16 protein-coding genes and 1 pseudogene are annotated in these 16,345 nt (G+C 67.5%); 12 read left to right on the forward strand and 5 right to left on the reverse strand.

The window, feature by feature from the left end:
• Position 1 precedes the first annotated feature (1 nt).
• Positions 2 to 1,051, reverse strand: a complete 1,050-nt coding sequence (locus tag QP029_RS09955) for a PrpF domain-containing protein (protein WP_284874160.1) — start codon at positions 1,049 to 1,051, stop codon at positions 2 to 4.
• A 24-nt stretch (positions 1,052 to 1,075) separates the two neighbouring features.
• Here QP029_RS09955 and QP029_RS09960 point away from each other — a divergent pair.
• Positions 1,076 to 2,094, forward strand: a pseudogene (locus tag QP029_RS09960) (bile acid:sodium symporter family protein).
• Here QP029_RS09960 and QP029_RS09965 read toward each other — a convergent pair.
• Entirely contained in the window at positions 2,040 to 3,395 is a 1,356-nt protein-coding gene (locus QP029_RS09965) for a serine hydrolase domain-containing protein (protein WP_284874161.1), read from the reverse strand. The pseudogene QP029_RS09960 and the gene QP029_RS09965 overlap by 55 nt on opposite strands.
• 56 nt (positions 3,396 to 3,451) lie before the next feature.
• Between QP029_RS09965 and QP029_RS09970 the strand changes: the two genes are divergently transcribed.
• The 4 genes from QP029_RS09970 to QP029_RS09985 all read left to right on the forward strand — a co-directional run bounded on the left by QP029_RS09970 (position 3,452) and on the right by QP029_RS09985 (position 7,967).
• Positions 3,452 to 3,814 (forward strand): YciI family protein, encoded by a 363-nt coding sequence (locus QP029_RS09970; RefSeq protein ID WP_284876221.1) that lies wholly within the window; start codon positions 3,452 to 3,454, stop codon positions 3,812 to 3,814.
• Positions 3,815 to 3,850: 36 nt separating this feature from the next.
• Positions 3,851 to 5,356, forward strand: a complete 1,506-nt coding sequence (gene gatB, locus QP029_RS09975) for an Asp-tRNA(Asn)/Glu-tRNA(Gln) amidotransferase subunit GatB (RefSeq protein WP_284874162.1) — start codon at positions 3,851 to 3,853, stop codon at positions 5,354 to 5,356.
• Between the two features lie 90 nt (positions 5,357 to 5,446).
• The gene (locus QP029_RS09980; protein WP_284874163.1) at positions 5,447 to 7,099 is read left to right on the forward strand and encodes an N-6 DNA methylase; all 1,653 of its coding nucleotides are present in this window, start codon (positions 5,447 to 5,449) and stop codon (positions 7,097 to 7,099) included.
• On the forward strand, positions 7,092 to 7,967 hold the full coding sequence (locus QP029_RS09985; RefSeq protein ID WP_284874164.1) for a hypothetical protein: 876 nt from the start codon (positions 7,092 to 7,094) through the stop codon (positions 7,965 to 7,967). Before QP029_RS09980 ends, QP029_RS09985 begins: the two co-directional genes overlap by 8 nt.
• Here QP029_RS09985 and QP029_RS09990 read toward each other — a convergent pair.
• Positions 7,964 to 8,464 carry an NUDIX hydrolase gene (locus tag QP029_RS09990; RefSeq protein WP_284874165.1) on the reverse strand — a complete coding sequence of 167 codons (501 nt, stop codon included), beginning with the start codon at positions 8,462 to 8,464 and terminating at the stop codon, positions 7,964 to 7,966. The genes QP029_RS09985 and QP029_RS09990 overlap by 4 nt on opposite strands.
• 243 nt (positions 8,465 to 8,707) lie before the next feature.
• Between QP029_RS09990 and mgrA the strand changes: the two genes are divergently transcribed.
• The 4 genes from mgrA to QP029_RS10010 are packed head-to-tail and all read left to right on the forward strand — an operon-like array spanning position 8,708 to position 11,674.
• Complete coding sequence (gene mgrA / locus QP029_RS09995; RefSeq protein WP_284874166.1) at positions 8,708 to 9,796, forward strand: L-glyceraldehyde 3-phosphate reductase; 1,089 nt, start codon at positions 8,708 to 8,710, stop codon at positions 9,794 to 9,796.
• A gap of 3 nt (positions 9,797 to 9,799) precedes the next feature.
• A complete protein-coding gene (locus QP029_RS10000; RefSeq protein ID WP_284874167.1) occupies positions 9,800 to 10,711 on the forward strand; it encodes an aldo/keto reductase in 912 nt (303 codons plus the stop codon).
• Positions 10,708 to 11,181 (forward strand): GNAT family N-acetyltransferase, encoded by a 474-nt coding sequence (locus QP029_RS10005; protein ID WP_284874168.1) that lies wholly within the window; start codon positions 10,708 to 10,710, stop codon positions 11,179 to 11,181. The genes QP029_RS10000 and QP029_RS10005 overlap by 4 nt, the downstream gene beginning before the upstream one ends.
• 1 nt (position 11,182) lies before the next feature.
• Complete coding sequence (locus QP029_RS10010) at positions 11,183 to 11,674, forward strand: GNAT family N-acetyltransferase (protein ID WP_284876222.1); 492 nt, start codon at positions 11,183 to 11,185, stop codon at positions 11,672 to 11,674.
• Here QP029_RS10010 and QP029_RS10015 read toward each other — a convergent pair.
• Entirely contained in the window at positions 11,655 to 12,338 is a 684-nt protein-coding gene (locus QP029_RS10015) for a LysE/ArgO family amino acid transporter (RefSeq protein ID WP_284874169.1), read from the reverse strand. The genes QP029_RS10010 and QP029_RS10015 overlap by 20 nt on opposite strands.
• Before the next feature lie 70 nt (positions 12,339 to 12,408).
• Between QP029_RS10015 and QP029_RS10020 the strand changes: the two genes are divergently transcribed.
• Positions 12,409 to 13,317, forward strand: coding sequence for a LysR family transcriptional regulator ArgP (locus tag QP029_RS10020; protein WP_284874170.1), 909 nt, complete (start codon positions 12,409 to 12,411; stop codon positions 13,315 to 13,317).
• On the opposite strand, the gene QP029_RS10025 is transcribed toward QP029_RS10020, so the two are convergent.
• On the reverse strand, positions 13,262 to 14,362 hold the full coding sequence (locus QP029_RS10025) for a glutathione S-transferase family protein (protein ID WP_284874171.1): 1,101 nt from the start codon (positions 14,360 to 14,362) through the stop codon (positions 13,262 to 13,264). The two genes, QP029_RS10020 and QP029_RS10025, sit on opposite strands and share 56 nt — an antisense overlap.
• 70 nt (positions 14,363 to 14,432) lie before the next feature.
• On the opposite strand from QP029_RS10025, the gene QP029_RS10030 reads away from it, so the two are divergent.
• Both QP029_RS10030 and QP029_RS10035 read left to right on the forward strand, forming a co-directional pair.
• Positions 14,433 to 15,128 carry an HNH endonuclease family protein gene (locus tag QP029_RS10030; protein ID WP_284874172.1) on the forward strand — a complete coding sequence of 232 codons (696 nt, stop codon included), beginning with the start codon at positions 14,433 to 14,435 and terminating at the stop codon, positions 15,126 to 15,128.
• Positions 15,129 to 15,216: 88 nt separating this feature from the next.
• Positions 15,217 to 16,299 (forward strand): DoxX family protein, encoded by a 1,083-nt coding sequence (locus QP029_RS10035; protein ID WP_284874173.1) that lies wholly within the window; start codon positions 15,217 to 15,219, stop codon positions 16,297 to 16,299.
• Positions 16,300 to 16,345: the final 46 nt, after the last annotated feature.

Raw genomic sequence — 16,345 nt, forward strand, 5'->3', positions numbered from 1 at the left:
ATCACCGGGGAATCCGTGCCGTCCCGTCCATGATGATCCGGGCGGTCCGGGCCAGTGCGACCCACTCGAGCTCGTCGCCGGAGGCGGACACGGCGGCCGAGACCGTCACCGTGCCCTTGGGGTGGCGCAGGACCGTCTCCGATGCCGCCGGCCGGTCGGCGACCGTCCCACCCAGGGCGATGGCTCCGCCGAGGGCGAGGATGCCGGTGGCGGGCAGGGCGTGATGCACCCGGCCCACCGAGGTCATGATGACGGGGACCTGATCGCCGCGGCCGATGATCGCCACCCGCGGCAGGACCGGGCCACTCAGACCCAGGAGCACGGCGGCTTCCCCACGGATCGACTCGAGGCGGTCCAGTAGCCCTGCATCGGCGTTGAGCTCGGCGGACGGGCGCGTCGGGTCCACGCCGACATCACCCGCCCGGAGCATGACGATCGGATTGGCGATGTCCACGAGGCTGACCTCCAGCTCGCTGCCGGGCAGCACGGTGCGGGGGCCGTGCGGGAGGATCAACCCGCTCTTCTCTCCGCCGGGGTGGAGGAAGCGGACGTCGATACGCGCGCCGTCGGTGTCCACACCGTCGAGGTGGAAGTCGCCGACGTCGGGGAGGCGGCCTCTGACAAGTGGGTGGCTGAGCTCCAGGACAGAGTCGGTGTTGGCGTTCCACACCCGGCACGTGAGCCGGTCACCGGAAGCGTGGAGCAGGCCGCGGTGGAGCGCGAAGGCGGTGATGGCGGAGGAGATGTTGCCGCAGTTGCCGGACCAGTCGACGGTGGGTTCGGTGGGCGAGACCTGGGCGAACAGGCTCACCAGGTCCACGCCGGCGGGACAGTCCGGGTGCTCTGACGGCGTGCCCACGGCCATCACCTTGCTGTTCGAGGACACCCCGCCGCCGAGGCCGTCGACGGCCTGCGGATCGGGGCTGCCGATAAGATTCAGGCACAACCGGTCCCGCTCGGCAGTGGATTCCGGCAGGTCAGGCAGGCGAAGGAACGCTGCTCGGCTGGTACCGCCGCGGATGAGGGTGACGGGCAACTCCGCGATGCTCATGGCCCGAGCCTAAGGTATGCAGGCATGACAGACACGCAGGTAAGCACCACATCCACCGCATCGTCCTCCGCCGATGACCGGGCGGCCTACATCGCGGCCCTGGGTTTCCCCGTCCTGGTCATCGTCGGTGGAATCATCGGCTTTCTCGCCGCCGACGCCGTGCAGACCATCTCCGGGTGGACCAACACCCTGCTGGCGATCATCATGTTCTGCATGGGCCTGACGCTGCGCCCGATCGATTTCGCGCTCGTGGCCCGCCGACCCTGCCGGTGCTGCTCGGTGTCGTCGCCCAGTACGTCATCATGCCCGCCGTCGCCGTGGCTGTCGTGTGGATCCTCCAGCTGCCCGCGGAGATCGCCGCCGGCGTCATCCTCGTCGGCTGTGCCCCGGGCGGCACGAGCTCGAACGTCGTCTCCTACCTCGCGCGAGGCGATGTCGCCCTCTCCGTGACCATGACATCCATCTCCACGCTGCTGGCCCCCGTCTTCACCCCGCTGCTCACCCTGTGGCTGGCCGGCCAGTACATGCCGCTCGACGCCGGATCCATGGCCCTGTCCATCGTCCAGATCGTGCTCATCCCCGTCATCGCCGGCCTGGTCATCCGCCTGCTCGCCGGGTCGCTGGTGGAGAAGGTCCTGCCCGCCATGCCGTGGATCTCCGTGCTGGCGATCTCCACGATCGTCGCCATCGTCGTCTCCGGCTCCCGCGACAACATCGTCTCCGCCGGCCTCATCGTCCTGGTCGCCGTCATCCTCCACAACGGCGTCGGCTACCTGCTCGGCTACCTGGCCGGCAAGGCCACCCGCCAGCCCGAGTCCGCCGCCCGCACCATGGCCATTGAGGTGGGAATGCAGAACTCCGGTCTCGCCGCTGGACTGGCTGCCCAGTACATGTCCCCGCTCGCCGCCCTGCCGGCCGCGGTGTTCTCCGTGTGGCACAACCTCTCCGGCGCCATCGTCGCCGCCCTGTGCCGGGCCGCCGACCGCCGTCAGGCCACCCGCCGCGCCGAGACCCCAAACACCACCGCCGAGCCGAGCAGGTAGATCGACGCCACCGCCAGGATCAGCAGCAGATCCGGTGCGGCCGCCACCGCCAGTGGCCAGGGCAGCAGGCCAGCCAACCCCAGGCCCCGCCCGGCCGCGTAGAACAGCCCCAGGGGCAGGCCGACGGCGACCACCACCCGCAGGACCACCGACCACCAGGTACGCCGCCGGCGGATGAGTACGTCAGCGGCGATGAACAGCGCCACCACCGCGGCCAGGCCCACCATCACCAGCGCCACCACCCGGAAGCCGCCGTCGCTGACCGGTTCGCCGAACTGGCTGACCCGGAACGGGGCGGAGGAGTCGAACAGCTGCCCGGCCTGATCCACCAGCACGACCGTGCCCCGGCCCGTGACCACGTCCACCCCGACGTCCGCGTGTGCCACTGTGAGATCGCCCGGGTGATGGACCACATCCCCCTCCCGGAACAGCCCCGCCCCGTATTCCCGGCCCCCGGAAGGCTCGAGCATGAGCGCCCTCGACTCCGGGGTGAGGTAGGGCCCGGTGCGCAACGCCTCGACGAACGTGGCCAGATCCGTGGGGGAGGAGACCAGGTAGCCCTCCGCGACCCCGTGCGGGTCATGCGGCAGGCACAACGGCAGCCCCGCACCGAAGAACGCCAGCCGACCACACCCGACATCCCGGCCGTACCCCTCGCCCGCGGCGTTCGTGCGCGTCAGCCCCAGGGGAGTGATCACCTCCTCACGCAGCAGCTCGGGGTAGAGAGAACCCGTCGCCACCGCCAGCACCTGCCCCAGGACGGCGTAGTTGGAGTTGGAGTAGTGGAACTCCGCACCCGGTTCCGGCACCAGGGGCACCTGCGCCAGCCGGGCTACCCGTTCCCGGGCACTCACCTGCACATGGTCACGCTCCCCGAGATCCGCGATGCCCGCCGAGGTGGGGATCCCGCTGGTCTGCTCCAGCAGCATCCGCACCGTGATCGCCTCCGTCTCCTCCCGCGGGCCCTGCACGCGGAAGGCGGGCAGGTGGGTGACCACGGGGTCGTCGATACGCAGCACACCACGGTCCACCAGCCGCAGCGTCATCGCCGCAGTGAAGGTCTTCGACACCGAGCCGACATACGCCGCCTCATTCGGGCGGATGTCGGCCTGCCCCGGATCGATCCGCCCGGCCGTGAACGTCACCACCTGGCCATCGGGCTGACCCTGCGCCCGCAACGCCGCCGTCGCATCCGCCCCCAGGCGTGTCTGCGACACCACCAGCAGCGACCAGGCGACGGCGAACGGCAGGATGACGGCGACAACGACAGGGAGGGCGGACATCAGCCGCCGGGAGGTCATGCGGCCGAAACTACCACCGCACCCGGCGTAGCATCGGCCCCATGCCCCGATAAGCCCTGATCAAGCACTACCGTGGCGCCCCCGCCTCCGAGAACGACACCCCCATGTCCGAGTGGACCGACGAGGAGATCACCGCCCACGTCGACTACATGGAACGCTTCGCCGACCGCCTCCGCGCCACCGGCGAATACGTCTCCAGCCACGCCCTGTCCGACGACGCCGAGTTCATCAACCACCACGGCGACACCCAGCCCGTCCCCGACACCAACGCACTCGTCGCCGGCTGGATGCTTATCGACGTCGCCGACCTCGCCCGCGCACACACCCTCGCCGCCGAACTCGCCGCCGCGCCGGGCCGCGGCGGCGCACCCGTCGGGGAGTGGCTCGAACTGCGTCCCCTCCACGGCGAGACCCGATGACGGCGGCACGGTCTCCGGCGGGCTAAAATCCGGACCATGACTGCCGCGACGTATGACCTGATGGATTTCGACGAGGTCCTGGAGAAGTTCGACCCCGTCATGGGCCTGGAGGTCCACGTGGAACTGGGCACCGAGACGAAGATGTTCTCCGCCAGCTCCGCCCACTTCGGTGCCGCCCCCAACTCCAACGTCGACCCCGTCTCCCTCGGCCTGCCCGGCGCCCTGCCCGTGGTCAACGCCAAGGGCGTCGAATGGGCCATCAAAATCGGCCTGGCCCTGAACTGCTCCATCGCCGAATCCTCCCGCTTCGCCCGAAAGAACTACTTCTACCCGGACCAGCCGAAGAACTACCAGATCTCCCAGTACGACGAGCCCATCGCCTACGACGGCTACCTCGACGTCCTCCTCGAGGACGGCACCGAATGGCGCGTCGAGATCGAACGCGCCCACATGGAGGAGGACACCGGCAAGCTCACCCACCTCGGCGGCACCTCCGGCCGCATCCACGGCGCGACCGCCTCCCTCGTTGACTGCAACCGCGCGGGCATCCCGCTCATCGAGATCGTCACCAGGCCCATCGAGGGCGCCGGCGAACGCGCCCCCGAGGTGGCCAAGGCCTACGTCTCCGCCCTCCGCGACCTGGTCAAGGCCCTCGGTGTCTCCGACGCCCGCATGGATCAGGGCTCCATGCGCGTCGACTCCAACCTCTCCCTGCGCCCCATCGGCCAGCAGGAGTTCGGCACCCGCACCGAGACCAAGAACATCAACTCCCTCAAGTCCGTCGAACAGGCCGTCCGCTTCGAGATGATGCGCCAGGCCGCCGCCATCACCAACGGCGAGGACATCGTCCAGGAGACCCGCCACTACCAGGAGACCGACGGTTCCACCTCCAAGGGACGACCCAAGGAGACCGCCGAGGACTACCGCTACTTCAACGACCCCGACCTCCCGCCCGTCATCGCCCCCGCCGAGTGGGTCGAGGAGATACGCGCCACCCTCCCCGAACTCCCGTGGGTCCGCCGCGCCCGCATCCAGGAGGAATGGAAACTCCCCGACGCCGAGATGCGCGACCTGGTCAACGCCGGCGCCCTTGAACTGATCATCGCCACCGTCGAAGAGGGCACCACCCCCGATGAGGCCCGCGCCTGGTGGGTCAACTACCTCGCCGCCAAGGCCAAGGAATCCGGCGTCGACCTCGACGCCCTCGACATCACCCCCGCCCAGGTCGCCCGCGTCGTCGCCCTGGTCAAGGAAGGCAAACTCACCACCAAGCTCGGCCGCCAGGCCGTCGACGGCGTCGTCGCCGGCGAAGGAGACGTCGACGAGGTCGTCGCCGCCCGCGGCCTCGAGGTCGTGCGTGACGACGGCGCCATCGAAGCCGCCGTCGACGAAGCACTGGCCGCCAACCCCGACATCGTGGAGAAGTACCGCGCCGGCAACACCAAGGTCACCGGTGCCATCGTCGGCGCCGTGATGAAGGCCACCCGCGGCAAGGCCGACCCCGCCCAGGTGAACAAGCTCATCGCGGAGAAGCTGAAGTAGGGGAACATTTGTTCGAAGGATTGCTGTCTGTGTGTCACCCTTTCCTGTTATGGTCCACGATTGACTGACATGGAAGGTGGTGGCACGGGCATGACGAACATCGTCATTGGGACCGGGGTCAAACAACGCGGTGCGTACTTCACCCCACCGGGACTGGCGCGGGTTCTTGCTGAACAGGTGATACCGGCCGGTGGATCGCCCTTGACCGTCCTCGAACCGAGTTGCGGAGAGGCGTCCCTCCTTCTGGCGTCTGCGGACGTCGCGACGGGTAAAGGCCTTGATGTTTTTCTCCACGGAATCGAGATCCACCCGGAATCCGCAGATAACGCGCGGCAGATTATCGCGGAACACGGTCTGCAGGCGACGATTGACGTCGCTGACTTTTTCTCTTGTTCGCCCCGGCGATTCGCCGACGTGGTCGTGGGCAATCCCCCTTACCTCAGGTTTCACCGACACACTGGGGAGGTGCGGGAGTCAGCCCGAGTGGCAGCTAGGAGCGCGGGTGTAGAAATTAACGGTCTGGCGTCATCGTGGGCGCCGTTTGTCGTGCATGCCACGTCGATGCTCAAGACAGGGGGAAATCTCGGGCTTGTCCTGCCTGCAGAACTCCTGCACACTTCATACGCAGCTCCCGTGCGAGACTTCTTGTCGGAAAGCTTCAGACAGGTGAAGCTCATTCTCGTTGATGACCTGCACTTTGTAAATGCTCAGGAAGAAGTGGTCCTGCTCGTGGCCGAAGGATTCGGCCACGAGACAGCCAGTCATCTTGCTGTGGCACGACTCGGAAACGGATCAGGGGTAGACCTCGAATTCTCTGAAGTCCCACTGCCCGAGAATGGGCAGCGGTGGAGTGGGGTACTGAGCCAGTCCATCGCCGGTGAGGTGTTGGCGGGCCTGGAGAGTTCTGGGGGCCTGGTGCCCCTGTCATCATGGGGCACCGTCCGACTCGGCGCCGTGACTGGAGCCAACGACTTCTTCACCGTTGACCAAACTGAGGTGTCCAAGATGGGTTTTGATGCGGAGGATCTAGTCCGCATCTCCCCATCCGGCTCGCGCCATTTGCGGGCACTGGACTTTGACGACCGAGATTGGGCAACCCTGGTGGACTCGGGTGCCCGTGCTTATCTCTTCCGACCGGCTGAGGATCTATCGCCCGCGGCCAAGGATAAGATTCGCGCAGGCGTTCAGCTCGACATCAACGAGCGCTACAAATGCCGGGTCCGGCGACCCTGGTGGAGGACTCCGCTGGGTTCGGTCCCGGACTTGTTCATCACGTACATGAACCAGGACCTTCCGCAGCTCGCCGCTAATGTCGCAGGCGTGCACATGATCAATTCCGTCCACGGGCTCAAGGTGCGAGATGGTTTGAGTGATCTAGCCATGGAGCTTCTGCCACTGGCGGCATTGAATTCAGCCACCGCCAGCGACGGAGAACTCCATGGGCGCAGCTACGGAGGAGGCTTGTTAAAACTGGAGCCCAGTGAGGCAAAGAGGTGGCGGGTGCCGTCGCCCGATGTGATCACCGAAGTGTCTGGTGACCTGCGGAGAATTAAATCCCAAGTGAAAGACCTTCTGAAGCAGGGGCACTTTGCGGAGGCAGTTCAGCGGGTGGACGACATCGTCCTACCGGCAATAAGACTGGACAAGGACAGTGCGGACCTCCTGGTGGCCGAATGGGATACCTTACGGACTCGACGTCAGCGCCGTCAGAAGAGACAGAAAGGATTAGTGCCCCATGTCTAATCCGTGGACGAGAGTTGCCGCTGGTCGTGTGGTTTACAACCCTGACCTCGACAGATTGGGGGAGCTCATCACCGGCCCTGTGCTGGATGGGGCGCGTACACAGAGCGGTCGAGCAGCCAAAGCCGTTGATGCCTGGATCGCCGGAGAATTTCGGCGGGCAGGTTTCGAGCCTTCCTCCGTATGGCCCCGAGAGTCGGCCCCCTGGGTTCTGCCGGCAGATGTCCGTCGGCTCATAGAGTTGTCGTCGTCGGACGTCGAGAAATACCTCAGCGGACTCTTGGAGAAGAATCGCTCAATCGCGCCAGCCGATGCCCGATTCCTGGGAAGGGCCTACGTCAAACAGGTGGATGTGGCGATATCGCACTGGTCAACGGGACCTGAGCTGCTCGTGTCCACCAAGATGATGACGGCATCATTCGGAAAAAACCTGGCCAATCGCTTCGAGGAAGCCTACGGAGATGCAGGAAATCTCCGAGCTCGTTATCCACTGGCAGCGGTGGGCTTCTTCTTCGTGTTGCACGCATCCGTTTTGGTCGAGGAACCTGCTGCCTTCACCAGGGCAGTTGACATGCTCCGTAAACTCCGGGATGCGGGCGACGGTAACGGATACACGGCTACTTGTCTTGTGCTGGTCGACTGGGATGAAAGCAGCGTCAAGGGTTCCCGGCCCGTATTGGTTTTACCCGGAACTCCTCGAAATGAAACTCCCCCTGATTCTCTTTCCGCTGACCGGGTGCCATGGGATCTCGGTCCTGAGCAGTTCTTTGAGACGATGATCGAGCAGATTCTTGATGCTTCTCCAGTGACGTTCCATCCAGAAGCTCGGCTTCTACGCACCCATGCGCAGGGGAACGAGGCGGACGTCTAGCGGAAGATCGCCGCCACCAGGCGGAACGGCAGGCTGACCAGCTGCATGATGCTGGCGACAGCCTCCAGTCCGTCCATGAATCCGAACGTGTGGCGGCGGTCCTTCCCCGCGGGGTTCTTCGCCAGGTCCTTGAGCAGCCGGTCCGCCTGGGACTCCATCAGTCCCTGCAGCTCCGGGGCGAAACCCTGCTCGTCCCGGTACTGCTGCAGCCGGAGGCGGGGAACCCACGCCGGTTTCCGGGTGTCGCCGGCTTTCAGGGTCAGATCGGCGTCGTCGGGGGCGGCCACGACCAGCATGGTGTCGGCGGTTGTCCCGATCTTGCCTACCCGGCGAGGCGTGACAGTAATGCCGAGATCCTCGCGGAGAGTTCTTATGGCGGTGGCCGGCCCCGGGTCCTTGTTGAGGAGTTCACCTGTGGGGAACTCCCAGCCGCGCGGCCCGCGAAGCAGCAGGACGGCCCCGTCGGGGCGGACGACACAGATCGCTACCGTTGTCATGCGAACCAGGGTATCGGGACCGTGGCGGACAGACACTGGGACAGGTGCGCGATCCGCGGCATTTTCGACTTTTTCGAATTAGAACTGTTCTCCCTGGTCAGCCGACCAGGGGTTTTCCCGGTAATTCGAAATAGTCGAAAGATGGCCCGGAGGCGATACCTACCGGCACCTTTCCCGGGATGGGCCCCGCCGCTCGGCGACCCACGTGACACGAGCAGACGAACGCGGGCACAATTGAGCCCTATGAATACCTTGGACGCTTACGTACCTGCCCCGGACCGCTATGAATCGATGCCGTACCGCCGGGTCGGCAACTCCGGACTCAAGCTGCCGGCCATCTCGCTCGGCCTGTGGCACAACTTCGGCGACGACAAGCCGCTGGAGACCCAGCGCGCCATTCTGCGCCGCGCCTTCGACCGGGGTGTCACGCACTTCGACCTGGCCAACAACTACGGCCCGCCCTTCGGTTCGGCGGAGACGAACTTCGGGCGCCTGTTCGCCGAGGATTTCAAGCGCTACCGCGATGAGCTGATCATCTCCTCCAAGGCTGGTTGGGACATGTGGCCGGGCCCCTACGGTTTCGGCGGTTCCCGCAAGTACCTCATGGCCTCGCTGGATCAGTCCCTGGAGCGGATGGGCCTGGACTACGTGGACATCTTCTACCACCATCGTCCGGATCCGGAGACCCCGCTGGAGGAGACGATGTACGCGCTGCGTGACATCGTCGCGTCCGGCAAGGCGCTGTATGTCGGCATCTCCTCCTATGGCCCGGAGCTGACGGCCGAGGCGGCGCGGTTCATGGCGGAGGAGGGTTGTCCGTTGCTCATCCACCAGCCGAGCTACAGCATCGTCAATCGCTGGGTCGAGGAGCCGGGGGAGGACGGTGAGTCGCTGCTCACCTCGGCTGCGGACAACGGCCTCGGGGTCATTGCGTTCTCGCCGCTGGCGCAGGGTCTGCTGACCAATCGTTATCTGCAGGGTGTGCCGGAGGATTCCCGGGCGGCGGCGCAGAAGTCGTTGTCGGGTGACATGCTGAGCGCGGAGAACATCGAGATGGTCTCGCGCCTCAACGACATCGCACAGGAGCGTGGCCAGTCGCTGGCGCAGATGGCGCTGGCGTGGGTGCTTCGTGAGCAGGGCGATTACGGGGCGGAGACGGTCGCCTCCGCTCTCATCGGTGCGTCTTCGGTCGCGCAGCTGGATGAGAATCTGGACACGTTGGGCAATCTCGAGTTCACCAAGGCTGAGCTGAAGGCGATCGATGATGTGGCCCGGGACGCCGGGATCAACATCTGGGCCGATGCCACCGCCTCCCGCGTCCACGGGGAGTAGCCGATGACCGTGTACCCGCTGAATCTGGGCACCAACACCTTCGGGTGGACCGCCGACGAGGACTCGTCCTTCCGGATCCTCGATGCCTTCGTCGAGGCGGGCGGGGACTTCATCGACACCGCCGACATGTATCCGATGTGGGCCGAGGGCAATCAGGGTGGGGAGTCGGAGGCGATCATCGGTTCCTGGCTCGCTTCTCGACGCCCCTCCCACCTCACCGTCGCCACAAAGTCCGGCGCCCTCCCGGGCGCCGAAGGCCGCACCCGGGAGGCGACGTTCCGGGCCGTGGAGGGATCGTTGTCCCGCCTCGGCGTCGAGGCGATCGACCTGTTCTACTACCACCACGACGATGATGCGGTGGACATCGAGGAACAGGTCGCCGTCGCCACCGACCTCATCGCGCAAGGCAAGATCAAGGCTCTGGCCCTGTCCAACTACTCCCCGGAGCGGATGCGAGAGTTCTTCGAGGCCTCCCGTGACACCCTGGCCACCCCGGTGGCGATTCAGCCGCAGTACAACCTCGTCCACCGGGCCGAGTACGAGACCTCCTACGGTCCGCTGGCCGAGGAGTTCGGTGCGGACGTCTTCCCGTACTTCTCCCTGGCCTCGGGACTGCTCACCGGCAAGTACCGCACGGCGGAGGATCTCGAGGGCAGGGCCCGGGCCGGTTTCATCGGGGACCAGCTCAACAGGGACACCCTCGCGGTCGTCGACACGCTCGTGGCCGTGGCGGAGGAGCACGACGTAGAGCCGACCACCGTCGCGCTCGCGTGGCTGCTGGCCAAGGGCGTCACCGCGCCGATCGCGTCGGTCTCCCGCGTGGACCAGTTGCCGGCGCTCATGGCCGCCCCGAAGCTCGACCTGGGCCAGGATGCGCTCGCCCGCCTGGACGCAGTGTCGGAACCGTTCGCGTGACCGAGGTGATCCGTCCCGCCGAGCCCGGTGACGCCCCCGAGATCCACGAGCTCATCCGCGGTCTCGCGGACTACAGCGGTGAGCTGGACGGGTTCACCACCTCGGTGGACGATGTCCGACGCAGCCTGGCCGACGGCCTGGTCAACGGCCTGGTCGTTGAAGGGGAGGGGCGGCTCGACGGGGTGGCCCTGTGGTTCGAGCGCTGGTCCACGTGGGAGGGCGGGCACACGATGTGGCTCGAGGACCTCATCGTGCGACCGGAGGCGCGCGGGAGGAAGCTCGGCGCGAGGTTGCTGGCGGCATTGGCCCGGGTGGGCGTCGATAAGCGGTACCTGCGGATGGAGTGGACGGTGCTCAAGTGGAATGAGCCGTCCATCGGGTTCTACCGCGGGCTGGGTGCGGAGGTGACGGAGCCGATCCGGCACACGATGCGGCTGGACGCCGCGCGGCTGCGTGAGCTGGCCGGGTAGATTGTCCGGCATGATCATCCGCCCCGCCACCGTGTCCGACGTGCCCGCCATGCACCAGTTCATCCGTGATCTCGCGGAGTACGAGCGGGAACCGGAGGCGGTCGTCGCCACGGCCGAGGACCTGGCACGCAGCCTGTTCGGAGCGCAGCCGGCCCTGTTCGCGCACGTGGCGGAGGTGGATGGCCAGGTCGTCGGGATGGCGGTGTGGTTTCTCACCTACTCCACGTGGGAGGGCCGGCACGGTATCTGGCTGGAGGACCTCTACGTCGACCCGGACGTGCGGGGGCAGGGGATCGGCGGGACGCTGCTGCGCACGCTCGCGGCGATCGCCGTGGAGCGTGGCTACCGGCGGGTGGAGTGGTCGGTGCTCGACTGGAATGAACCGGCGATCCGGGCGTACGAGGCGGTCGGGGCGGTGCCCATGGACGGCTGGCACACCCGGCGCCTGACGGGGGAGGCCCTGCGGCGGGCGGCTACATCAGCGCGAGCTTGAGGGCGAGGGCGCCGAGCACGATGCCGATGATGACGTTGAGCACGCGCCACACCTTCGGGCTGGACAATGGTCCGGACAGCAGGCCGGCGCCGTAGCCGACGACGGGGAACCAGATGGCGCTGGCCAGGAGTGCGCCGCCGGTGAACAGCCACTTGTCCTGGTCGCCGTACTGGATGGCCATGCCGCCGATCATGACGAGGGAGTCGAGGTAGGCGGCGGGGTTGAGCCAGGTCAGGGCGATCGCGGCCCACATCGGCTTGACCCAGGCGCGGTGGGGGCGCACCCGGGCGGGGCGGGTGACGGTACTGACCGCTGTCCCGCCGGTGCCGGTGGTGCGGTCGACGGGCTCGGTGGTGTCGATGACGGCCGCGCCCTCGCGGTGGCCGGCCCGGGCGGCGTCGCGAAGCGCGGCGAACGCGAACCAGGCGAGGTAGGCCACGCCCGCCCACTTCAGGGCGGTGAGGACCATCGGGGCGCGGTCGACGAGGACGCCGACGCCGAGTGTGCCCAGGGACAGCAGGACGACGTCGGAGAGCAGGCAGACGACAATGACGGCGGTGATGCCCTCACGGCGTGCGCCCTGGCGGATGAGCAGGATGTTCTGCGGTCCGACGGCGACGATGAGGGAGAATCCGAGGAGCATTCCGGCGAGCACGATCGACATGTCTGCCAGTGTGGCTCATCAGCCCGATTAAGACCAGTTACATCTGCTCACCCTGGTTTAGAATTGCTTCATGAACCCGCTTCACCTGGAGACACTGCTGGCCATCGTCGACGAAGGCAGCTTCGAGATCGCCGCCGCGGTCCTCGGCGTCTCGCCCTCGGCGGTGAGCCAGCGGATCAAGGCACTGGAGAAGGACGTCGGCCGGGTGCTCGTCCGGCGGACCAGCCCGGCGACGGCGACGGACGCCGGTGAGGTCCTCGTCCAGGCCGCCCGCCGGATGGCGCTGCTCCAGGCGGAGACCAACGCGCAGCTCTCCGGCCGGCTGGAACGGGTGCCGCTGTCGGTGGCGGTCAACGCCGATTCGCTGGCCACGTGGTTCCGGCCCGTGCTGCGCGACGTCGCCGGTTTCGGGCACGCCACGCTGCGCCTGCGGATCGAGGACGAGGCACATACGCTCACCCTCCTGCGCCGCGGCGACGTCCTCGGCGCCATTACGCGGGAGGCCACGCCGGTGACCGGCTGTGAGACCCTGCCGCTCGGGGTGATGCGCTACCGGGCGGTGGCCACCCCGGCGCTGCGGGAGGAGTATCTCTCGGGCGGGCGGCTGGACTGGGCGCGGATGCCCGCCCTGCGCTTCGGCCCCAACGACGCGCTGCAGGACACCGACCTCGAGGGCCGGCTGGACATGGCGGTGAGACGACGACGCGCCGTCTCCCAGATTCCCTCGTCCGAGGGATTCCTGGAGGCGGCGCGGGTGGGCCTGGGCTGGGCCCTGGTTCCGGAGCTGCAGGCCGGCGAGCTGCTCGAGAGCGGTGAGCTGGTGCTTCTCGACGACTCCGTGGTCGACGTGGACCTCTACTGGCAGCGCTGGCGGCTGGAGTCGGATCTGCTCGAACGGCTCACGGATGCGGTGGCCGGGGCGGCTAGCGTGCTGCCGGAATCCCGAACAGTTCCTGCTGGAACGGCTCCGGGTTCTTGACCTCCTCGCCGGCCGGGACCGGGCCGGGCAGGGTGACGCCGTCGGCGAAGGGCTGACCGCCCAGTGCCTCGCGGCCGTGCGGGGTGGCCAGGCCGGACAGATCCGGGCCCTGGGGCACGATCTGGGTGGGGTTGACCTCCTTGTGCACGATGAAATAATGCTGCTTGACCTCGGTGAAGTCGGTGGTGTCGCCGAAACCGGGCAGCTGGAACAGCTCGCGCAGGTAACCCCACAGGGCGGGCAGCTCGGAGATCTTGTTCCGGGAGGTCTTGAAGTGGGAGTAGTAGACGGCGTCGTGGCGGATGAGGGTGACGAACAGGAAGATGTCCGCGAAGGTGATGTGCTCGCCGACCAGGTAACGGCGGGTGGTCAGGCGCTCCTCGAGCCAGTCCATGGTGGCCCAGAAGCGGTCGTAGGCGTCGTCGTAGGCGTCCTGTGAACCGGCGAAACCGCAGCGGTAGACGCCGTTGTTGACCTCGGTGTAGACGCGCTTGGCGATCTCGTCGATCTCCGCCCGGTGCTCGACCGGGTAGAGGTCCGGGGCGCCCTCGCGGTGGAACTGCGTCCACTCGGTCTGGAAGTCGCGGACGATGGAGGGGTAGTCGTTGGTGACGACCTTCTTCGACGACACCTCGAGCAGTGCCGGGACGGTGATGCCGCGCGGGTAGTCGGGGAATCGGTTGAAGTAGCCCTCCTGCAGGCGGTGCAGGCCGGTGACCGGGTCGACACCGTCGGGGTCGAGGTCGAAGACCCAGGAGCGGACGTCGTGGGTGGGGCCGGCCAGCCCGAGGGAGATGACGTCCTCGAGGCCGAGCAGGCGGCGGGTGATGATCGACCGGTGCGCCCACGGGCATGCCCGGGCGGCCATGAGCCGGTAACGGTCCGCCTCGACGGGCCAGTGGTAAGTGCCGTCGGCCTGCTCGGTCGGCGTGCCGGCGGGGGCGTCGGCGGTGATGCGGTCGTTGATGTAGTTGGTGTCGCGGACGAATTCGCCGTCTGTGGACGCGTTCTTCGCGTCGCCTGCCCAGTCGTTGTCTGTTGTCATATCAACAACTGTAGCGGTGTTCGAACGCCCGGTCAACGTGTCCGCCCGCATTGCTACGGTGAGAGGCGACATGAAACGACTGGCCGCCGCCCTGGGCATCCTCCTGGCACTGCTGGTGATCGGCGCCGCCTCCCTGCGTGTCGACGCCCCACTCACCGCCGTCCTCCCCGCCGCACCCTCCGCCCCGGTCACCACCGCACCACCGGCCACGACCCCGCCCGTCCTCTCCGCCCTCGCGATCAAGGGCCGCGCCCCCATGACCGGCTACGCCCGAGAGAACTTCGGCCAGGCCTGGAGTGACGACGTCCGGGTCGACGGGGGACGCAACGGCTGCGACACCCGCAACGACATCCTCCGCCGCGACCTCATCGACCCGGTCATCCGCCCCGGAACCCACGGCTGCCTCGTCGAATCCGGCCTGCTGCCGGACCCGTACTCCGGCGAGAGGATCGAGTTCGTCCGCGGCAACGACCGGGTCCACATCGACCACGTTGTCCCGCTGGCCGACGCCTGGGCCAAAGGCGCCCAGGCCTGGGACGACGAGACGCGCCGCGACTTCGCCAACGACCCCCGCAACCTCCAGGCCACCGCTGCCGACCTCAACCGGCAGAAGGGGGCCGGCGACGCCGCCACCTGGCAACCACCCAACAAGGACCACCGCTGCGCCTACGCCCGGCAGCAGATCGAGGTCAAGGCCGCCTACGGCCTGTGGATCACCCGCGCCGAACACACCGCCCTGGCCCGCGAGCTCAGCCGCTGCCGCTGAGCGCCCATAAGGCCGACGCCACGTTTTCTCCCACGGCGCGCCGTCGCAGGTCAACCCACAATCCCGCACGTGCCCTAACCTGACAGTCATGAGCGACCGAAACCAGAATCCGGACCGGGCCAACACCCCGGACAACGACGGCATCGACGTACCCACCTACCGCAACGACCAGACCACCCCCACCGGTGGATCCACCCCCACCGGGTCGTCCCCGGCGTCACCGGCACGGAACGCCCAGCAGGACCCCACCCCGACCGCTGGACGGGACGACGCCACCACCCAGTTCCCCCGCGGCACCGCTGGTTCTGCTGGCACCACGGGTGCCGCCGGTGCCACGGGTGCCGCCGGAGCCGGCGGGGACGTCTACAACCGCGCCGGTCGCGCCGCCCCGCAGGAGATCCCGGCAGAACCCCGCCAGGCCCGGCCCGAGCCGCGCACTGATGCCCGCACCGAGTACCTGCAGGACAGCCCCCGCGACAACTACCAGGACCAGGATTTCGCTCCCACCGGTAGCCGGGAGACCGTCTCCTTCGACCGCAACGCCAACTACAGCGAGCCGGCTTACCAGGACACCACCTACGCCGAGCCCGCCCCGGTCGCGGCCCCGGTGGTCGAGGAGGAGCACGTGGTCACCGAGACCACCGTGCCCGACCACCGCCGCGGCACCATCGACTTCGGCCTGCTGATCATCCGACTGCTCCTGGGCATCTGGCTCATCCTCGAGGCCGTGGGCACCTTCTTCCGCCTCGGCGGGAACGAGGGCATCTCCGGACTGGAGTCCGAGTACGCCAACTACCTGGCACCGGGCGGCCTGGCCATCATCGTGCCGTCGCTGCAGCTGGCGGCCGGTGTGTTCCTCGTCCTCGGCCTGATCACGCCGCTGTTTGCGATGGTGGCGACCATCGTCACCGCCTTCACCGCGCTGCACGCCCTCACCGGCAGTGGCGCCGGCCTCAACGTCTTCGCCTGGTCCGAGGGGGTGTGGCTCTCGGTCATCCTGTTCGGCATCTCCCTGGCGCTGCAGTTCACCGGCCCGGGCCTGTACTCCTTCGACTACGGCCGCAGCTGGGCCCGTCGCCCGCTGGTCAGCTCCTGGATCTTCATCCTCCTGGCCATCGCCGGCGCCGTCGCCCTGTGGTGGTTCGGCGCAGGCGTCAACCCCCTGAGCTAGTTTCTCTGGTCACCGTCACAACGGCCCGGCTCCGCGCTGCTGCGGG

Source organism: Corynebacterium suedekumii (assembly GCF_030252185.1).
GTDB lineage: Bacteria > Actinomycetota > Actinomycetes > Mycobacteriales > Mycobacteriaceae > Corynebacterium > Corynebacterium suedekumii.